The following is an 18,454-nucleotide window of genomic DNA, read 5'->3' as shown; positions in this document are numbered from 1 at the left end:
GATGCGACTGGGCAGAAGGAGCGGACGGGACGACGATTGACCTCGAGATCCAGCGGGAGGACGTCATGACCCTCGAGCAACGGAACACCCCCGGCTACCACGCCGTGTCCGCGATCCCTCCCACCGAGACACCCGAATGCGAGGCGTCGACGTGCTCGGGCATCTCGACCCCGGAGTCGGTCGAACTGCACAACGCCTGGCCCTCCTGGGTTCCGCTGGTGATGATCGCCGTCCTGGTGGTGTGCTGCGCGGGCTTCGCCGTGGGGAGAATCGCAGGATGGTGACCTCGCCCGCCGCCCAGGACGCCCTGGAGGAGGCCGGACTGCCGACCGGCGGCGTGGCCCAGCGCCTCGGCGTGTCCCCCACCACGGTCCGCTCCTGGGAGCGCCGCTACGGCATCGGCCCCGCCCACCGCGAGGCCGGCCACCACCGGCGCTGGAGCCCGCAGGACATCGCCGTCCTGGAGGCCATGTGCCGCCTGACCGCCCGCGGGGTGCCGCCGGGCGAAGCCGCCCGCGCCGCCCTGGCCCAACGCACCGTGGCCGACCACGCCGGCACCTCCGGCCCGGTGCTCGGTGGACCGGGCGCGGGCCCCATGGGCGGAGGCCGCCCCGGCCGCGGCCCCGGGGGGAGCCGGGCCCTGCGGGTCGGGGCGGTGCGCCCCGAGTGCCGCGGGCTGGCCCGGGCGGCGGTGCGCCTCGACGCACCGGAGGTCGCCAGGATCCTGCGCGAAGCGGTCGAGTCGCTCGGGGTGATCGAAGCGTGGACCGAGGTGATGATGCCGGCGCTGCGCGCCGCCGGCCGCAAGTGGTCGGTGGACGGCGAGCACTACGTCGAGGTGGAGCATCTGCTGTCCTGGCACGTCTCCAGCGTGCTGCGGGGAGTGGCGGTGGGAACGGCGGCGACCCGTGCGGTGCCGCCGGTGCTGTTGGCCGCGGCCCCCGCCGAACTGCACAGTCTGCCGTTGGAGGCCACGGCCGCGGCGCTGACCGAACGCGGCCTGCCGTTTCGCATGCTCGGCGCGGCGGTGCCGCCACAGGCGCTGCTGGACGCCCTCCGGCGGATCGGCCCCAGGGCCGTGATGCTCTGGTCCCAGGACCGACGGAGCGCCGACGGCGAACTCCTCGGGCAGGTCGGCGCCAGTCTGTGGGGTCCGCGCGGCTCCCGCGGCGGGGCGGTCGTCGTCGCCGCCGGCCCCGGCTGGGCGCGCAGCAGGTTGCCGGTCGGCACAGCCGGTCCCCGGACCCTCGCGGACGCGGTCGACCTGCTCGAGCAGGCGGTCACGGGTTGACGTTCCGGACCGGACCGGGCGCGCCGACCGACCGCCGCCGCGCGGCTCAGCGTATGGGCGCCGGTTCCGGCACGCCCCACACCCGCTCGGCGGTCGACACCACCCACATCGGGAACTGCAGCAGGGGAACGGCCTGCGAGGCGGGATGGCCCGGGGCGACCGCACCCTCGGGGAAGAACGCCACCCGGCACCGCCGGCACCACCAGGCCGCCTGCCAGACCCGGTACTGCCGCTCCCAGAGCGCACGCCGCGCCCCGGCCTGCTGCTCGGCCGTCCGGACGCGCCGCGGCCGCGTCGAAAGCTGCACGACCAGCCCGGTCAGCGCCAGGGGGACGGCGAGGAACAGCGGGCCGAAGATGTAGCCCAGGCGGTAGGCAGCGTTGGCGCCCTCCAGATCACCCTGGTCGCGGACCACGCTGGTCAGCCAGAGGCCGATGATCACACCCGCCACGATGTACAGCACGCCGGCGGGCTTGCTCCGCTCGACGGTCGCCGGCGCGGGCACCGGCGGCGGCAGGAGCAGACCGTACTCCTGCGCCCTGAGCGGCTGGCCGGGGTCGGCCGCGGCGTACGGCACGCCCACCGTCAGGTCGGACGTGGCGCATTTGGGGCATTCGGCATTCATCGCCCGGCACGGCTCCTGGATCTGGGGTTGCACGCACAGCTGGTGCGTGGACGGTGTGACAGCGTATTGGAGCACACGTCCCCGACCGACCGTCACCCGTTTCCGCGGCCCTCCCCCGCGGACCGGCCCCCGGCCGACCGGACGTCATCCGGCCGGGCCGGCACCACCCTTCGCCGCGGGCGCTCGACCTCCGCGACGACGACCGGCGTCACATCACCGACCTGGAGGAGTCCGACCACGCCGTCCGCGGGCCTCCCGGACGCCTCCGTGCCGGGCAGCAGTCCGACGATGCCGTCCCCGACGTCGACGAGAGCACCGAACGGGAGCACCCGGACGACCGTCCCGCGCACCGCCTGCCCCACCACCGTACGATCCGCGAACACCAGGAACGGATCAGGCCGCAGAGCGCGCAGGGAGAGCCTGGCCTCCACGTTGTACGTGCCGAACTGGAGGAACTCGCACGAGACCCGCTGCCCGACCTGGACCACCTCGGTCGGAGCGTTGAAGTGCCGCCAGGACAGTTCGGGCATCGTGATGAATCCGACCCCGGGGAACACGGGATGGTCCGGACCGTCGTCCAGGCCCACGAAGACCCCGAAGTCCTCGACCGCCGCGACGCGGCCGGAAAGGACGTCACCACGGTGCAGTGACTCCAGGAACACCCGGAGCTCCGGACACTTCGACTGCCACGCCATGGCTGCCACCCTGGCACACACTCACGGAGACAGTTGCAGCCACCGGCGTGCGGCGGTCAGGTTCACCTCGGTCTCGCTGCTCCAGGAGCAGACCTCCAGCCACGCCAGGTAGCCGCCCTCGGCGAACACCAGGATCTCGCCGGGGCAGTCACCGGATTCGGTCCGGAGCTGTCGTTCGGCGGCCACGACGGTGCGCAGGCCGGTCGGCGCGGGCCCGATCCCGCACGCGTCGAACGCGAAGTAGGCGGTACCGCATCCGCACCCGCAGCGGGACTCCACGCGGACGTGCGGGATCTGCGCCCGGAGCGCGACGTGGGCCGGGTCGTCCGTGTCCAGGACGAGTGCGAGCACGTCGGCCATGTCGTCGGGCAGGCTTTCGGTCATGGCGTCACGGTAGTCGAGCAACGGGTCCGGGCCCCGAGGGTCTTCGGGTCGGCCCGGCACCGGCACCCGTACCCGGCCCGGTGGACCGCTACCGACCCAGCAAGACTTCTCCCGGACCGTGGCCTCGGTATCCGATCGATCTGCGGATGCCCCGCCGGTGCGGGGTCAGCCGGCAGTCAGGCCGCGGTCAGAGCGGCGGGGCAGGCTGGGAGCACGTCAGGGAGAGGTGCCCGGAGCAGATCATCGGGTGCCTGGCCAGCGATGGCCGAGCAGGGTCCCTCGGGGCCCGCGCAGGTTCGAATCCTGCCCTCTCCGCCAGTGATCCCCCCGGGCCGGACGCCCGGTTCCACTCCCGCAGTTCAGCGGGCGGACCAGATCGGACAGGTGGCCGCGTGGCGGGTCACCATCACCACGGTCCCGCCGTCCGACAGCTGCCGATCGTGCACGACCGTGCAGCACGTCATCGACGAGAGCGCTGCCGCCCGGACGACGGCAGGAGCCTCGTCCCGGTCCGGCAGGTCGGTGCCCCACCACGTGGGCTGCTCGAGCGGCCGCTCGGGCCGGCGGACGAAGGTTCGGCGGGCGGCCTGCTCGATGGGTACCCCGAGAGCTCGGGCACGGGCGTGAAGACGACGACGGTCGCGGCGTTCGGACATGGTGACACCCTGCACCCTCCCCCCGCCTCCGCGCCAATGACCAGGCCCGTCCGCCGGGCAGCCGCCCCACCACCGGCTGCGACCGCGAAAATCGCTGTCCGGTCACCGGAGCGCGGTGATAGACAACCGGCGTGGAAAAGAATCTTGAGTTCCCTGCCCTGATGCAACTGATCGACGAGCGGTCGGCCGCCTTTCGGGTCGCGGTCGCCGACGCGCCCGATCTCGACGCACCGGTGCCGACCTGCCCCGGTTGGACGCTGTTCGATCTGGTGAAACATCTGGGCGGCGGAGACCGTTTCTGGGCCGCCATCGTCGGCGCAGGGCCCGCCGACGCTCCCCCGGCCGGGGCCGTCGCCGCGCGGGCCGCGCTGGAACTGCCGCGGGAGCGGGAGGCCCTGCTGGCCTGGTTGGCCGCATCCACGGAGATTCTGCTGAACGCCCTGCGCGAGGCAGGACCGGACGCCGACTGCTGGGCGTGGTGGAGCGGCCTGCAGACGCCGCGGACCTCCGGCGGAGTCGCCCGGCACCGGGTGCAGGAGAGCGCGGTGCACACCTACGACGCCCGGCTCGCCGCGGGCGCGCCGCAGCCGCTGCCGACCGAGGTCGCCCTCGACGGTGTCGAGGAGTTCCTCTTCACCTGCGTCGCCACGCCCAGCGCCTGGCCGCACGAGCCCACGGCCTTCGACCTCCACGCCGCCGAGGGCCGTTCCTGGCGCCTCACGGTCGACGGCGACGGGGCACGGTCCACCCGCATCCCGGCTCCCGCCGCCGGCGAGGCCTCGGACGCGGTCGGCGCCTCCGTCCACGGCACGGCCGGCGAGTTGGTCCTCTACCTGTACGACCGTATCCAGGCCGGTTCCTTGCGCGTCGACGGAGATGCCGGACTGCTCGACCTGCTCCGCGCCTGGGAACCGGAGGCGTAGGACGCGACGGGGGCGGTAGGCGAGCCGCGCCACCGCTGCCACCGCCCGGGGCAGCCCGGCACCGTGCCGGAGAGAGGCACGGCGGCGATCCCTCTCATGTCTCATCGCTCCGGTTGCGGTACCGGATGACCTCGGCGAGGAGGTGGCGGTACACGGGATCGGGGTGCCCCCGCAGCGGGGCGAGGCCGTACGGAGCACGGGCGTACCGCCGTCCGGAAGCGCGAGGTCCTGGTCGGCACCCCCGCCGACCAGGACCTCGGCGGTGAGGTGATCGAGCCGAGCAGAGGCAGTCCGTCGGAGCCCACGATGTCCGGCGCATAGGCGTCCCCGGCGGTCACGGCGCTGATCAACCGATCTCGCCCGCCGGGGCGGCCGGCCGAGGGCGCCGGACGATCCACATTTGAACACGTTCAATAGTGGGCGTAGGGTGCCGGTGGACGACACGGAGAAGGGGGAATCCGGTGAAGGTTGTTCTTCCCGGCGGCACGGGGCAGGTCGGCTCGATCCTCGACCGCGCGCTGACGGCGGCGGGCCACGAGGTGGTCATCCTGGCCAGGCGGCCCACGCGGGAGCGTGAGGTGGAGTGGGACGGCCGGACCCTGGGCCGCTGGGCCGAGGCGGTGGACGGCAGCGACGCGGTCGTCAACCTGGCGGGACGCAGCGTCAGCTGCCGCTACACACCGGCCAACCTGGCAGCGATGATGGACTCCCGGGTCGACTCCGTCCGGGTGGTCGGCCAGGCCATCGCCGCCGCCGAGCGGCCGCCGCGGGTCTGGCTGCAGATGAGCACGGCGACGATCTACTCCCACCGCTTCGACGCCCCCAACGACGAGGAGCACGGCATCGTCGGCGGGACGGAACCCGGCGTGCCGGGCTACTGGGAGTTCAGCGTACGGATCGCCAGGAACTGGGAGCGCGAGCAGGAACTCGCCGCCACCCCGCACACCCGCAAGGTGGCGCTGCGCGCGGCGATGGTGATGAGCCCGGACCGCGGCGGAGTCTTCGACGTCCTGCTGACCATGGCCCGCCTGGGTCTGGGCGGGCCGGTGGCCGGCGGCCGGCAGTACGTCTCGTGGATCCACGACACGGACTTCGTCCGGGCGGTGGAGTTCCTGATCGAACGGGAGGACATCAGCGGCCCGGTCAACCTCGCCGCGCCCGGCCCGCTGCCGCAACGCGAGTTCAACCGCGCGCTGCGTCGCGCCTGCGGAATGCCGGTGGGCCTGCCCGCCACCCGATGGATGGCCGAGATCGGCGCGTTCGCCCTGCGCTCGGACACCGAACTGCTGCTCAAGAGCCGCCGCGTGGTGCCGGGCCGGCTCCGGGCGGCCGGGTTCACCTTCGCGCACGAGCAGTGGCCCGAGACCGCCGCGGACCTGGTACGCCGCCGGCGGACGCGACAGACAGTCGCAGGCACAGGCACAGGCACATGCACGGCAGCAGCCGACCCGGGCCGGCGGTGAGGTGACCGGCCGAACAGATCCCGCACGGACGGTCGGCCGGTGCTCGCCGGCGCCGGATTCCTGAGCCCCTGACCTGCGCCGCACCCGCCCGGAGTGTCGGAGCTGCGGCGAACGGCCCGATTGCTAGCCTCAATTCGCCCGGAACAGGCCCTGCTTGATGATTCGTCGGCAAACCGTTCCGTTCGCGAGCGGTCGGGCGCACTCCGGACTTCCGTGCCAGGGATTTCCCTTTCGTCGAAGGCGAGTTCACCACGTGGATCACGAGGTTTCCCGACGCAGACTGCTGGGCGCCGCCGCCGGCGTGGTCGCCACCGGGGCCGCGCTCGGCGCCGTGCCCGCCGGGGTCGCCCGGGCCGAGCCCGGCGGGCACGGCGGACCGCAGGGCCCGGACGGCCCCGGCGACCCGGGCGACCTGCGGGTGCTCCCGGGCGACGGCCGGTACGAGACCTTGAGCCAGGGCTTCAACCAGCGCTGGACCAGCGACCCCGCGTACATCCAGCTGGTGGACGGCGACGCGCGGGCGCTCGCCGCGGTGCGCGAGGCGCTGGACCGGAGGCTGCGCCCCACCGTGCGCAGCGGCGGCCACTGCTACGAGGACTTCGTGGAGAACACCGGCGGCGCCATCCTCGACCTGAGCATCATGAACGGGGTGCGGCGCACCGAGGACAAGTACGGTCACCCGGCGTACTGCGTGGAGGCGGGCGCCACCGTCTGGGACATGTACACCGAGCTGTTCCGCCGCTACGACGTGGCCGTCCCGGCCGGGTCCTGCTACTCGGTCGGCGCCGGTGGCCACATCTGCGGCGGCGGCTACGGCGTCCTGAACCGGCGGGACGGGCTGACCGTCGACCACCTGACCCAGGTCGACGTGATCACGGTCCGCGGTGGGCGGCCCGAGGTGACCAGGGCGCACCGCTCGGACCCGGAAGGTTCGGACACCGCGCACCTGTTCTGGGCACACACCGGCGGCGGGGGCGGCAACTTCGGCGTGGTGCTGCGGTACTACTTCTCCGAGGAGCTGCCGCGGCCGCCGGCCCGGGTCTGGCTCAGCAGCATCGCGTGGCCGTGGGCGGACATCCTGAAGAAGCCGGCGGACTTCACCCGGCTGATGAAGAACTTCGGCGAGTTCTTCACCGCGCACAGCGGGCCGGACGAGCAGGTGTACGACAAGCTGTTCGCCATCCTGAAGCTCACCCATCGGACCAACGGGAACATCGCGCTGTTCAGCCAGTGGGTCGGCGACGACGTCGCGCCGCTCGACGCCTTCCTGGACGCGATGGAGGCCGGCCTGGAGACGCCCGCCACCGTCCAGACCGACAGCGCGGGCGGCCTGTTCCTGCCGTACCCGGACCGGCGCCGGCGGATGCCGTGGCTCCAGGCCACCCAGACCCTGAACGGCTCGGGCGCCAACCAGCGCGGCAAGTACAAGTCCGCGTACCACCGCAAGCCGTTCTCGGACCACAACATCGACGCCACCTGGACCTGGCTGACCAGGGACGTCCCCGGGGTCGACCTCGCCCAGACCCTGGTCCAGATCGACGCCTACGGCTGCCGGGTGAACGCCGTCGACCCGTGCGCGACGGCGGTCCCGCAGCGGGACTCCGTCATGAAGCTGCAGTACCAGACGTACTGGACGGTGCCGGCCCAGGACGACGCCCACCTGGACTTCCTCAAGGGCTTCTACCAGGACGTCTACGCGGCCACCGGCGGGGTGCCGGAGATCAGCGACGCGGCGCACGACCTCGGCACCGACGGCGCCTACGTCAACTACCCGGACGTCGACCTCGGGATCGCCACCGATCCGGCGCCGCGCTACCCGCGGCTGTACTACAAGGACAACTATCCGCGGCTCCAACTGGCCAAGCGGATCTGGGATCCGGAGAACCGCTTCCACCACAAGCAGTCCGTGGTCGGCTGACGCGGACACGCCGGTTTCGATGACCGAGGGTGACCGACTCCTGGCGGAGCGCGTACCATCTGTTCGTACGCACCGCCGGGAGGGGGCTCGTTGGAGACCGTGATCGTGCAGCTGCCCGAGCGCCCGGCCGGGTGGCCCGGTGCCGGCGGGCAGCGGCCGCCGCTGCTGCGGATGGGGCCCGGCGAGAGCGCCGAGTTCGGCCGGGGCACGCCGGGCGGCTGCGTCCCGATCGCGCTGGAGGATCCGGGGGTCTCCCGCCGCGCCGGCGAGGTGACCGCGGCCGAGGACTACTGGCGGCTGTCCAACTTCAGCGGATCGGCGACCTACGTGGTGGAGAACCTCGAGGGCGCGGGCGAGCACGTCAAGGTGGCCCCCGGACGGCTGGGCGCCCCGGTGCCGTTCGAGTTCTCCCGGGTGGTGCTGCCGTCGGTGGCGGGCACCACCTCGTTCAAGGTGTTCGCGCCGCAGCACGCCTACCTCGACCGCGGCCCGGCCCCGGGTGCGGGCCTCGGTGAGCACACCGTCAGCCCGTTCGCGCTGGACCAGACCGCCAAGTACTTCCTGGTGCTGCTGGCGCTGTGCGAGCCGCGGCTGCGGGACGCCTCCGCCGCGGCCGTGCCCGGGGTGGGCGAGGTGCTGGAGCGGCTGCGGGCGCTGCCGTCCTGCCAGGGGCTCACCCGCTCGGCCGTCAACTACCACGTCGACTACCTCGCCGAGGCCAAGCTCCGGCTGCGGGTCGAGGAGGACCGCGAGCCCGGCGCCCCCGGCCGCACCGGGCGAAAGCGGGAGGAACTCGTCGCGCTCGCCCTGCGGTTCGACCTGGTCCGCGAGGACCACCTGACCCTGCTCCCGCCGCTGCGCGGGCGCTGATCCGCGCCCGCCGCTGCCCGAAAGGCCCGTAGGACATGCACGACACCGGGAGGCGTCCGCTCGACCTCCCCCCGGGCTACCCGGTCGCGGGCCACCGGATCACCGCGCTGATCGGCTCCGGCGGCTGGGGCACCGTCTACGCCGCCGAGGACGCGGCCGGGCGACCGGTGGCCGTGAAGTTCCTGCCACCGGGCCTGCTCACCCCCGGCCTGCGCCGGACGATGGCCGAACTGGTCCACCGTGAACGGTACTTCAGCGAGGCGGCGGACCACCCGCAGCTGATCCGCACGCTCGCCGCGCACACCGTGCACGACCCCGGACGGCCGGAGGTCGACGGCGCCCTCGCCCTGGTGATGGAGCGCGCCGACCGCAGCCTCCAGCAGGAACTGGCGGGCCGCGAACCGGGCCGCCCGGTGCCCGGGGCCGGCCGGATCCTCACCGAGGTCGCCGCCGGGCTGGCGCACATGCACGGCCGCGGCTGGGTGCACGGCGACCTCAAGCCCGGCAACATCCTGCTGATGCCCGACGGCGGCGTCCGGCTGGCCGACTTCGGCCTGACCGCCGAACTCGACGGCACCCACGCCTACACGCCGCCGCTGGGCTCGCCCGACCACGTCCCGCCGGAGTGGTGGTCCCAGCGGGCCGGGGCGCAGGGCGTCCAACTGCGGCCGAGCGCCGACGTCTGGGCCTTCGGCGTGCTCGCCCACCAGGTGCTCACCGGCGGCCTGCACCCGTTCCTCGGCGCCAGCGCCCGGGCCAGGTCGCTGGCCGCCCAGGCGTACGCCCGGGGGGCCGCCCCGCTGCGGCTGGACGAGCGGCTGCCCGCACCCTGGCGGGCCCTGATCGCCGACTGCCTGGCGGGCGACCGCCGCGAGCGCGAGCGGCTGGACGCGGACACCCTGCTGGCCCGGGTACGGGCGGCCGCCGCGCCGCCGACCACCCCGTCCGCCGTCCGGTGGCGGCGCCGCCGGCGCGGCCGTCACCGGGCCGGGCTATGGGCGGTCTGCGTGCTGGCCGCCGCCACCGCGGCCGCCTCCTCCGCGACCCTCCCGCCCGCGGGCGGCCCGGCGCCCCCGCCGCCGGGCCCGAGCGCGCCGGCGTCCGGCGCGATCCCCGCCGGCTCCGACGTGCCCACCGCCCTGCGCGAACCGATCGACCTGGCCGCCCGGCAGTGCCCGGAGGCCGAGATCACCCCGGCCTTCCTGGCCGCCATGCTCAAGGCCGAGAGCGGCTTCGACCCGAACGCCGCCCGCCCGCAGTCGCAGGAGTACGGCATCGCGATGTGGACGCCCTCGGTGTTCAACGCCTGGGCGCAGGACGGCGACCACGACGGGCGCAAGGACTACATGTCGGCCCCCGACGCCATCGTCACCATGGGCGGCTACGTCTGCTGGCTCGACCAGCAGCTCAAACGCCGCGGGTACCGCACCGACCTGCCCGCCCTGGTGGTGGCCGGCTACCGCACCAGCGACAAGACGGTGGCGGACACCGGTGGGGTGCCCGCCCGGGTCCGGCCGCACGTCGACCTGGTGCTCCGCTACCTGGCCGAGTACGGCGGCTGACGGGGGCCGACGGCGGGGCCGGCCGGGCCCCGTGCCCCGGCCGGCCCCACCCCGCCCTGTCGGGTCAGGTCAGGTCAGGTCAGGTCAGGTCAGCAGTAGGGCAGCCCCGGGACCGGCTCGTCGTTGCCGCCGCCGGAGAGGTAGATGACGTTGACCCAGACGCCGCGGTTGCCGCTGTCGTCGTCGGTCTTGGCGTACCAGAAGTTGTGGTACTGCCCGTCGGACATCTCCGTGCCCCTGGCCTGGCAGTAGAAGTAGTTGTCGCCGGCGTAGAGCGTGCCGGCCCGGACGTTGCCCTCGTGGAAGCTCGGCGCGTTCTTCCACACGTGGCAGTTGTAGGTGCCGTTGCCGTTGGCGGTGCAGCCGCCCGCGGCCTCGGCCGCGGTCGCCGTCAGGCCGAGCGTGCCGAGACCGAGCACGGTCGCCGCACCCGCCAGAGCCAGCTTGCGCACACCGAACATGGGACATCTCCTTGAGAGTTGGTGGTCACGATCCCCCGCTCGGGCTCCGCCGGTGCACCGGTTCGCCCTCGCCTCGACCAGAGAACCACCGCCCCGGGCCGCTGCGTACCTGACAGCTGTCAGGGGTGTGTCGGGCGGCCGGGGCGCGGCCCGCGGCGCCGACACGCTGTCAGCCATCCGCATGACATCGGCGCCTCCTGCCGTGCCCGCGCGCCCCGCTGCGGGCAGGCTCGGACCCGGGTGCCGCGACCGGGCGGGCCCGGCGTACGGATGATGGGGTGTGAGGCGTGGGTTCCGAGCCGAAGGTGACCGGGGCGGCCGGGACGAGCCAGCGGCTCGCGCTGGCCGGGATGCTGTTCGCGGTGTCGATGACGTTCATCGACCAGACCATCGTGTCGATCGCCGCGCCGAGCATCATCGGCGAACTCGGCCTGTCCTCCTCCGGCATGCAGTGGGTGGTGAACGCCTACCTGCTGTCGCTCGCCGCGTTCTTCGCGCTCGGCGGACGGCTGGCGGACGTGCTCGGGCACCGGCGGGTGATGCTGGCCGGCACGGTGGTGTTCGTGGTCTCCTCCGCGATCTGCGGCGCGGTGCCCTCCGGGGGCGGGGCGCAGGCCTGGCTGGTGATCTTCCGGGCCGTCCAGGGCTTCGGCGCGGCGCTGATGTTCCCGGCCGCGCTGGCGGTGGTGGTGGAGGTCTTCCCGGTCGAGCGCCGCGGCCGGGCCCTGGCGCTGTTCTTCGGCGTCTCCGGCGGGCTCACCGCGCTCGGCCCGATCCTCGGCGGCTGGCTGACCAGCTGGACCTGGCGGGCGATCTTCTGGGTGAACGTCCCGGTGGCCGTGATCGCGATCGTGCTCACCCTGATGGCCCGGATCCGCAACCACCCGCGCCCGGAGCGGATCGACTGGACCGGCGCCGCGCTGGCCGCCGCCGGGATGGGCCTGAGCGTGCTGGGGCTGCAGCAGGCCTCCAGCTGGGGCTGGGACAGCCCGCTGACCTGGCTCTGCATCGTCGGCGGCCTGCTGATCCTGGCCCTGCTGGTGGTGGTCGAGCTGCGGACCGAGCACCCACTGATCACCATGCGGATCTTCGCCGACCGGGCCTTCTCGGTCGACAACGCCGTGCTGTTCTTCGCCATGATGTCGTTCGTCCCGGTGTTCTTCTTCGCCTCGGTGTACGCCCAGGTCGCGCTCGACTACTCGCCCAACCAGGCCGGGCTCTACCTGCTGATGTTCTTCGCCGGCTTCGGCCCGGCCTCCCAGATCGGCGGCCGGATCCTGGACCGGCGCGGCGCCCGCCCGGCGATGATCCAGGGCACGCTGGTCGGCGCGATCGGCTTCGCGCTGTGGGCCGCGCACATCACCGACCTGTCGCTGGGCGACCAGTGGGTGTACATCGTGATCTCCGGCGCCGGGATCGGCCTGCTGCTCACCCCGGCCTCCACCGACGCCGTCAACCGGGCGATCGGACGCTCGTACGGCGAGGTCACCGGCATCACCCAGACGCTGCGCAACTACTCCGCCAGCGTGAGCCTGGCCGTGCTCGGCACGATCCTGCTGCACACGCTCACCGACCGGGTCGAGGAGACCCTCACCCAGCACGGCGTACCGGCCGGGGAGGCGCACTCCTCGGCGGTGCGGATCTCGCAGAGCATCACCGGCCACGGCGGGGGCAGCGGCACGCCCGCCGGGGTCGACAGCACGGTGCTCCAGCAGATCCGGATGGACTTCGCCGAGGCGAACCAGCCGGTGCTGTACGGGATGGCCGCGGCGCTGGTGGTGGCGTTCCTGTGCGCCCGGCTGCACCCGGGCACCCGGGTCACCGCCGCGGACGAGGCACCGGCCGGCCCGGCGGCGGGCAAGGCCGCGGACGCGGCGGACGGCGGCGGGGCGACCGGCGGCCCCGTCCCGTAGCCCGACCGTGCCCGGCACGGCGGCGGGCCTGCACATGCCGATTCCGCTCCCCCGGGTGATCCTGATCTTCACAGCGTTTTGCGCAGTGGGCGACGCGCACCAAGGACCGGAGGGCATCGTGTTCCAACTGCTCTGGATTCTGCTGATCGGATTCGTCCTCGGCATGCTGGCCAAGCTGATCCTGCGCGGCCCGCAGTCCATCCCCTGGTGGCTGACCATGCTGCTCGGTGCGGCCGGTGCCCTGGTCGGCAACGCCGTCGCCGGCTGGATCGGGGTCCGGAACACCTCGGGCATCGACTGGATCCGGCACCTGCTCCAGATCGGCTTCGCCGTGCTGTTCGTGGCCCTGGTCGCACCCGCCTGGGGGCGACGCGGGGTCTCCCGCTGACGGTCGGGCCGCTCGCGACCCGTGCGGCGCCCGCCCCGGCGCGATCGAAGCGCCGGGGCGGGGAGCCGGACGGTGCGGGGCGGACCGGTCAGTGCGGGGCGGCAGCCGGGGAGACCACGAAGACCGGGATCTCCCGGTCGGTCTTGGTCTGGTACTCCGCGTAGTCCGGGTACGCCTCGACGGCCCGGCGCCACCACAGCTCGCGCTCGGCGCCGCTCAGCTCGCGGGCGGTCATGTCCTGGCGCACCGGGCCGTCCTGGAGCTCCACCCGGGGGTCGGCGACCACGTTGTGGTACCAGACCGGGTGCTCCGGCGCGCCGCCCTTGGAGGCGACCACCGCGTAGGAGCCGTCGTGCTCGACCCGCATCAGCGGGGTCTTGCGGAGCTTGCCGCTCCGGGCGCCGCGGGTGGTCAGGACGATGACCGGCATGCCCCGCATGGTCGTCCCGTCGACGCCGCCGGAGCTCTCGTACTGCTGCACCTGATCGCGTACCCACTGCTCCGGGCTCGGCTGGTACTCACCCTCAAGAGGCATGTCATCCCGTTCCGTCGTCGAGGTCGGTCGGGCCGCCGGCGACAGCCGGGGCCGACTCCTGGCTTATCACCAACGGCCGCGCCGGTCACCGGCACACGCCGGACGGCGCCGCCCGCCCCGGCGGCCTCAGAACCCGGGCTCGGTCTCGGCCCTGAGCGCCAGCTCCCGCAGGACGTCCAGCGAGGACACCTCGGTCCGCCCGGAATCGTGCACCTCGGCCAGCTCCCAGAAGGCCACCGCGAAGGCGGTGGCGAGCTGGAGGATCGGGGCACCCAGCTCCTCGCTCAGGATCGCGCCGATCTCCTCACCGGACGCCTCGGCCGGGATGACCACCCGGGGCATCACGTCGTTGAGGAGCTGCAGCACCACATTGGTCTCCTCCTCGGCGTCCGCCACCGGCACGCCCTCCGGCTCGTGCACCCACTCCCCGGCCTGGGTGAGGATGCCGATGACCCGCTTCAGTACGTCGCTCTGCTCCACCACCCGAGCATACGAGGCGCCGCAGCCGTGGACGGAACGCCCGGCTCCCGTGCGCGGCGGGCAGGTCCCGAGCCCCGGGGCGCGGCCGAGGAGCCGGACGGGGGTGAAGCTGAGGTTCAGGGTGAGGGTCGGCTCCGGTGGCGCCCGTGGGCGGCGGGTCAGCGGTGGCGGAGCGGGGGCGCGCCGGCCGGGTCGGGTGCGCGGCGGCCCTCCACCTGGGCGGTGGCCCAGCCGGCGAGACCGTCGGCGTCGATCGCGTACGGCGGGTCCGCCCGGTAGGGGGTCAGGCCCGCGGCGGCGCGGGCGAGCAGGGCCCGGGCGCCGGTCTCGTTGCCGCGGGCCGCGTGGGTCAGCCCGACGGCGTACTGGGCGAGTGCCCGCCACAGCGCCCGCTCGGGCTCCGGGGCGGACTTCCAGCTGTCCTCGAGGACCTCATGGGCGTGGAACGGGCGGCCCGCGTCGAGCAGCCGCTGCGCCTCGGCGAGCGCGTCCAGCGGGGCGCGCAGGACGCCCTCGGGCTGCCGCTCCACCCCGGGCCGCCCGTACGGCAGCGGGCGCCCGAGTCCGTCGCGCGGGCGGCTGTTGCGGGCCCGGCCGGTGGCGTCCCGGTCGCGGTCGGCCCGTGCGGTCGTGAGCGGGACGGCAGGCGGCGGGGGCGGGCCGGTGTCCGGGGTGGCTCCGCAGTGCTCGCAGGGCGTCGGCCCGGGGCGTTCGCGCAGCCGTCCGCAGTCGTCGCAGACCCGGTCCAGCCAGCAGGCCGACTCGCCGCCCTCGTCCACCGCATCGCTCATGGACCGATTCTCCCCCGTGCGCGGGCCACCCGGAAGTTCAGGTGGCCATCGCCCTGGCGTCCTGCGCGGCGCCACCCGGGCGGGGCCGGTGCGGGTCCAGCCGGTAGCGGGTGGCGTAGTGCGCGTCGGTGCGCGGCCGGGCCTCGGGTATCGCGGTCCGGGCCGCGGCGCGGTCGGCGGGCGGCAGCAGGACGAAGGCGGCGGCGAAGGCCGCGGTGGCGGTGACGGTGGCAGCAGCGACGGTGGCAGCGGCGGCGATCGGGGTGGGGGTAGTGCGGTGCGGCGACGGCACGGGGGGCATTCCTAGGGGTGGTGGGGTGAAGGTGGTGGGGTGAAGGTGGTGGGGTGAAGGTGGTGGGGTGAAGGGGGTGGGGTGAAGGGGGGTGGGGTGCCGGCGGGGCTCAGATGATCCCGGCGCGCAGGGCGTAGGCGACGGTGTGCGCCCGGTTGTGCAGGCCGAGCCGGTTCATGGCGCCGTGGATGATGTTCTTGATGGTCCGTTCGGAGTAGTTCAGCCGCTCGGCGATGGCGGCGGTCTCCAGCCCCTCGGCGATCAGCCGGACGACCTCGACCTCGCGGCTCTCCAGCCGGCAGGTGGTCAGCCCGTTCGGTGCGAGCACGTCGTGCTGGACCTCCCGGACCCACTCGACCAGCCGGGCCGCCGCCCGTCCGGGCAGTTCGGCGTAGCCCTCGCGCACCCCGAGCACCGCGCGCAGCACCCGCTCGGGGGCCGCGTCCCGGCGCGGGATCACGCTCAGCACACCGGAGTTGACGGCCCGCAGCAGGTGCTGGTCGCGGACCACCTCGCCGACCAGCACCATCCGCATCGCGGGGTTGGTGGAGGCCCGGCCGGTCCGCTCCAGGCAGGCGAGGGTCTCCTCGGTGACCTCGCCGGTGAGCACCAGGACGACGTCCGCCTCGTCCCGGCGCTCGGCCGGGAGCAGGGTCGCCGCGGGGCAGTGCCGCAGCAGGGCCGCGACGCCCGCGCTGGAGATGGGGTCGCCCGACAGAACGGCGACCGAGACGGTGTCCACGATTCTCCTGCTCCCCGTGGCCGGGGGTGATCCGGCCAGCTGTGACGACCGCCCGGGGCGGAGCCGCGCCGGGCCCGTCCACGGTAGGCAGCGGGGCGTGCGGAAGGCATGACGGTGCGGACCGAAAGATCACCGCGCGCGGGGACCGGGGGCCGCGCGGCGCTCAGGCTCGCTGCTCAGAAGCCTCGTTCGGCCGGCGGCCCGGCCGGCGGCGGGCGGGCGCCGGGGCCGGCCCGATCCTGGCCAGGTCGGCGGCCAGCCCGCGGAGCCAGGCATCGGTGTCGTACAGGGCGGGCAGCACCCCGGCGGGGCTGGCCGGGCTACTGCCCCCAGCGGATCCGGCGGATCCGGCGGCCGGCTCGGGTGCGGCGGGTTCGGGTGCGCCGGGCCCGGGTGCACCGGGCTCGACGCCGAACCGCTCACCGGCCTGGCGGTACTGCCGGGACACCCGCTCCGCCCGGCGCATGATCCAGGTGCCGGCCACCGGGCCGGGCATCGCCTCGCCGGGCAGCTGGTGCGGGCCGAGCAGCCGCCGCGCGCCGCGCAGCGCGTGGTGACCGGCGATCAGGGCGGCCTGCCAGTCGGTGCCGCTGGGCGCGGCGGGCCGCGGCTCGCTCTGGAACTGGGCATAGGTGGACTCCGCCATGATCAACGCGTGCAGCAGCCGCAGGTCCAGCGGCTCGGGGTCGCGGCGGCCGGCGGCGACCGCGGCGGTGGTGGCGGTGACCGTCCCGGCGACGGCGCTCAGCAGCACGCCGGTGTCCCGGCGCAGCTCCTCGCGGGCGCCGCGCGGCCAGGCGAACACACCGATGACCAGCCCGATCAGGCTGCCGACCAGCACGTCCAGCACCCGGTCCTCGGCCAACCGCCAGCCGGCGGGCGCGAGTTGGGCGAACACCATGGAGACCACCAGGGTGAACATGCCCTGCGCCCAGCCGACGCCGAGCACCGGACCGAGGCTGAACGTGACCAGCATGGCGAGCGGCAGCACCCCGGCGTACACGTTGGTGTGGTGACCGACCGACAGCAGCACGACGGCGGCGGCCGCGGCGCCGAGCAGGGTGCCGGTGAGCGCCCGGCGGACGGTCTCCCGGGTCTGCGTCACCGTGGTCCGGGTCAGGGTGAGGGCGGCGAGCATCGCCCAGAACCCGTGCGGGAGCGAGGCCACCCCGGCGACCGCGCGTGCCGCGGCCAGGCCGAGACTGAGCCGGACGGCGTTCTGGAAGTACACCGAGTGCGGGCTCAGGTGCCCGCTCAGCCGGCGCCACCAGAGCCGGGTCAGGCTCCGGTGGGTGTACCAGAACGGCCCGTCGGGCGCCCCGACCGGCTCCTTGCGGCGCCGGTCGGCCACCTCGACCGCGCGCAGCAGGAACAGCGCGGCGTCGGCGACCTCCAGCAGCGCGGCCTGCCGGCTCATCGCCGCCGCCAGGCCCTGGCCGGAGCTGGCCGCCGCCGCGGAGAAGGCCCCGCGGCGGCGGCGGAACCCGATGACGGCCCGTTCCAGCGCGGCGGCCGGGGTGTCGCGCCCGGTCCGGACGGCGGTGGCCACGCCCTCGGCCGCGACGGCGACCTCGCCGAGCAGGTCGGGCCCGGGGTCGGCCGGGCCGGGCGGGCCGCAGCGCACCGGCGGCAGCTCGCGCAGCCGGGCCAGCAGGACGCGGGCGGCGCCGCAGGCGTCCGCGCGGGCCCGCTGGGTGGCGCCGGGGCCGGCCGGGCGCTCGGCCTCCGGGAGGTGGAGCGGGCGCAGCGCCTGGCCGGCCGCCCGGGCCGCGGCGGCGCTGCCGGGCGACAGTGCCCACGGTGCCCGGGCCAGTTCCCGGGCGCACCGGGAGGCGATGGTGGCGGCCTCGGTGAGCCGGTCCTGGAAGGTCGGCACGGGCGGGTCGGGCAGCAGCAGGGCCTCGGCGGCGATCAGCAGCACCAGGCCGAGGGTGAGCCCGCCGAGCCGCTCGCCGAGGGTGCCGGGTTCGTAGGGCGGGAAGCACGGCAGGATGTACAGCAGTTGGAGCCCGGGGGCGGCGCCGCCCGGCCGGGGTCCGGCCACCGCGGCGAAGGCGAGCACGAAGCCGATCACCAGCATCCCGAGCACCGCGGCCCAGGTGCGGACCGCGAGCAGGGTGCCGAGGGTGACCAGCAGCCAGCCGGCCGGCAGCACCCAGGCGACGGCGGCGGCCCGCTGCCGTCCGGTGCCGGGGATCCGGGAGAGGCCGGCCATGGCCACCGCCCCGAACAGCGCGTAGGTGGCGGCGACCGGCCGGTCCAGCCCGTACAGGCAGGAGTAGAAGCCGGCGCAGGACGCCGCGGTGACCCGGACCGCCCGGCGTACGGCCTGCGGGGCCGGGCCGGTGCCGTCGCACAGGAAGGCGCGGGCGCGGCGCAGCGGCGCGGCGCGGCCGGTGCCGTCCGGCTCGGTGTCCATGAACCGCACCCCCGTCCGCCGGCCGGCCGCGGGAGGTCCCCGTGAC

General features: G+C 74.7%; 20 protein-coding genes and 1 tRNA gene. 10 read left to right on the top strand and 11 right to left on the bottom strand.

Translation table 11 applies throughout. The features are described from left to right. The first annotated feature begins 65 nt into the window (after window positions 1-65). The gene (locus ABT014_RS12805; protein WP_350638724.1) at window positions 66-284 is read left to right on the top strand and encodes a DUF6480 family protein; all 219 of its coding nucleotides are present in this window, start codon (window positions 66-68) and stop codon (window positions 282-284) included. Beyond that, window positions 278-1,291: a MerR family transcriptional regulator gene (locus ABT014_RS12800; protein WP_350638723.1), complete on the top strand. Its 1,014-nt coding sequence runs from the start codon at window positions 278-280 to the stop codon at window positions 1,289-1,291. The genes ABT014_RS12805 and ABT014_RS12800 overlap by 7 nt, the downstream gene beginning before the upstream one ends. 46 nt (window positions 1,292-1,337) lie before the next feature. On the opposite strand, the gene ABT014_RS12795 is transcribed toward ABT014_RS12800, so the two are convergent. The 3 genes from ABT014_RS12795 to ABT014_RS12785 form a co-directional block, all read right to left on the bottom strand. After that, window positions 1,338-1,916 (bottom strand): hypothetical protein, encoded by a 579-nt coding sequence (locus ABT014_RS12795; protein ID WP_350638722.1) that lies wholly within the window; start codon window positions 1,914-1,916, stop codon window positions 1,338-1,340. A 92-nt stretch (window positions 1,917-2,008) separates the two neighbouring features. Beyond that, window positions 2,009-2,611, bottom strand: a complete 603-nt coding sequence (locus ABT014_RS12790; protein ID WP_350638721.1) for a S1 RNA-binding domain-containing protein — start codon at window positions 2,609-2,611, stop codon at window positions 2,009-2,011. Window positions 2,612-2,632: 21 nt separating this feature from the next. After that, window positions 2,633-2,995, bottom strand: a complete 363-nt coding sequence (locus tag ABT014_RS12785; protein ID WP_350638720.1) for a hypothetical protein — start codon at window positions 2,993-2,995, stop codon at window positions 2,633-2,635. 220 nt (window positions 2,996-3,215) lie between these two features. Between ABT014_RS12785 and ABT014_RS12780 the strand changes: the two genes are divergently transcribed. Further along, a tRNA-OTHER gene (locus ABT014_RS12780) sits at window positions 3,216-3,313 on the top strand. 41 nt (window positions 3,314-3,354) lie between these two features. On the opposite strand, the gene ABT014_RS12775 is transcribed toward ABT014_RS12780, so the two are convergent. Beyond that, window positions 3,355-3,651: a hypothetical protein gene (locus ABT014_RS12775; RefSeq protein ID WP_350638719.1), complete on the bottom strand. Its 297-nt coding sequence runs from the start codon at window positions 3,649-3,651 to the stop codon at window positions 3,355-3,357. A gap of 161 nt (window positions 3,652-3,812) precedes the next feature. Between ABT014_RS12775 and ABT014_RS12770 the strand changes: the two genes are divergently transcribed. The 5 genes from ABT014_RS12770 (at window position 3,813) to ABT014_RS12750 (ending at window position 10,387) form a co-directional block, all read left to right on the top strand. Then, window positions 3,813-4,574 carry a maleylpyruvate isomerase family mycothiol-dependent enzyme gene (locus tag ABT014_RS12770; RefSeq protein ID WP_350638718.1) on the top strand — a complete coding sequence of 254 codons (762 nt, stop codon included), beginning with the start codon at window positions 3,813-3,815 and terminating at the stop codon, window positions 4,572-4,574. Between the two features lie 461 nt (window positions 4,575-5,035). Then, a complete protein-coding gene (locus ABT014_RS12765; protein ID WP_350638717.1) occupies window positions 5,036-6,037 on the top strand; it encodes a TIGR01777 family oxidoreductase in 1,002 nt (333 codons plus the stop codon). 253 nt (window positions 6,038-6,290) lie between these two features. Beyond that, the gene (locus ABT014_RS12760) at window positions 6,291-7,955 is read left to right on the top strand and encodes an FAD-binding oxidoreductase (protein WP_350638716.1); all 1,665 of its coding nucleotides are present in this window, start codon (window positions 6,291-6,293) and stop codon (window positions 7,953-7,955) included. Window positions 7,956-8,045: 90 nt separating this feature from the next. Continuing rightward, window positions 8,046-8,825 carry a serine/threonine protein kinase gene (locus ABT014_RS12755; protein WP_350638715.1) on the top strand — a complete coding sequence of 260 codons (780 nt, stop codon included), beginning with the start codon at window positions 8,046-8,048 and terminating at the stop codon, window positions 8,823-8,825. Window positions 8,826-8,860: 35 nt separating this feature from the next. Beyond that, window positions 8,861-10,387, top strand: a complete 1,527-nt coding sequence (locus tag ABT014_RS12750; protein ID WP_350638714.1) for a serine/threonine-protein kinase — start codon at window positions 8,861-8,863, stop codon at window positions 10,385-10,387. Window positions 10,388-10,476: 89 nt separating this feature from the next. Here ABT014_RS12750 and ABT014_RS12745 read toward each other — a convergent pair whose 3' ends face one another. Further along, window positions 10,477-10,848 (bottom strand): hypothetical protein, encoded by a 372-nt coding sequence (locus tag ABT014_RS12745; protein WP_350638713.1) that lies wholly within the window; start codon window positions 10,846-10,848, stop codon window positions 10,477-10,479. Between the two features lie 350 nt (window positions 10,849-11,198). Here ABT014_RS12745 and ABT014_RS12740 point away from each other — a divergent pair, with 350 nt between their 5' ends. Both ABT014_RS12740 and ABT014_RS12735 read left to right on the top strand, forming a co-directional pair. Continuing rightward, window positions 11,199-12,761, top strand: a complete 1,563-nt coding sequence (locus ABT014_RS12740; RefSeq protein WP_350638925.1) for an MFS transporter — start codon at window positions 11,199-11,201, stop codon at window positions 12,759-12,761. Between the two features lie 163 nt (window positions 12,762-12,924). After that, complete coding sequence (locus ABT014_RS12735; protein ID WP_350638924.1) at window positions 12,925-13,149, top strand: GlsB/YeaQ/YmgE family stress response membrane protein; 225 nt, start codon at window positions 12,925-12,927, stop codon at window positions 13,147-13,149. Between the two features lie 88 nt (window positions 13,150-13,237). Here ABT014_RS12735 and ABT014_RS12730 read toward each other — a convergent pair whose 3' ends face one another. The 6 genes from ABT014_RS12730 to ABT014_RS12705 all read right to left on the bottom strand — a co-directional run bounded on the left by ABT014_RS12730 (window position 13,238) and on the right by ABT014_RS12705 (window position 18,408). Further along, window positions 13,238-13,684, bottom strand: a complete 447-nt coding sequence (locus ABT014_RS12730) for a nitroreductase family deazaflavin-dependent oxidoreductase (RefSeq protein WP_350638712.1) — start codon at window positions 13,682-13,684, stop codon at window positions 13,238-13,240. 126 nt (window positions 13,685-13,810) lie between these two features. Continuing rightward, a complete protein-coding gene (locus tag ABT014_RS12725) occupies window positions 13,811-14,164 on the bottom strand; it encodes a hypothetical protein (RefSeq protein WP_350638711.1) in 354 nt (117 codons plus the stop codon). A 158-nt stretch (window positions 14,165-14,322) separates the two neighbouring features. Beyond that, window positions 14,323-14,955: a DUF309 domain-containing protein gene (locus tag ABT014_RS12720; RefSeq protein ID WP_350638710.1), complete on the bottom strand. Its 633-nt coding sequence runs from the start codon at window positions 14,953-14,955 to the stop codon at window positions 14,323-14,325. 37 nt (window positions 14,956-14,992) lie between these two features. Next, a complete protein-coding gene (locus tag ABT014_RS12715) occupies window positions 14,993-15,247 on the bottom strand; it encodes a hypothetical protein (RefSeq protein ID WP_350638709.1) in 255 nt (84 codons plus the stop codon). Between the two features lie 109 nt (window positions 15,248-15,356). Then, entirely contained in the window at window positions 15,357-15,989 is a 633-nt protein-coding gene (locus tag ABT014_RS12710; protein ID WP_350638708.1) for a response regulator transcription factor, read from the bottom strand. 163 nt (window positions 15,990-16,152) lie between these two features. Continuing rightward, window positions 16,153-18,408: an FUSC family protein gene (locus tag ABT014_RS12705; protein WP_350638707.1), complete on the bottom strand. Its 2,256-nt coding sequence runs from the start codon at window positions 18,406-18,408 to the stop codon at window positions 16,153-16,155. Window positions 18,409-18,454: the final 46 nt, after the last annotated feature.

The sequence above is a fragment of the Kitasatospora sp. NPDC094015 genome (assembly GCF_040304075.1).
Classification (GTDB): Bacteria; Actinomycetota; Actinomycetes; order Streptomycetales; family Streptomycetaceae; genus Kitasatospora.
Note: the sequence above shows the minus strand (reverse complement) of the source record. Positions and strands in the feature narration are given on the sequence as shown.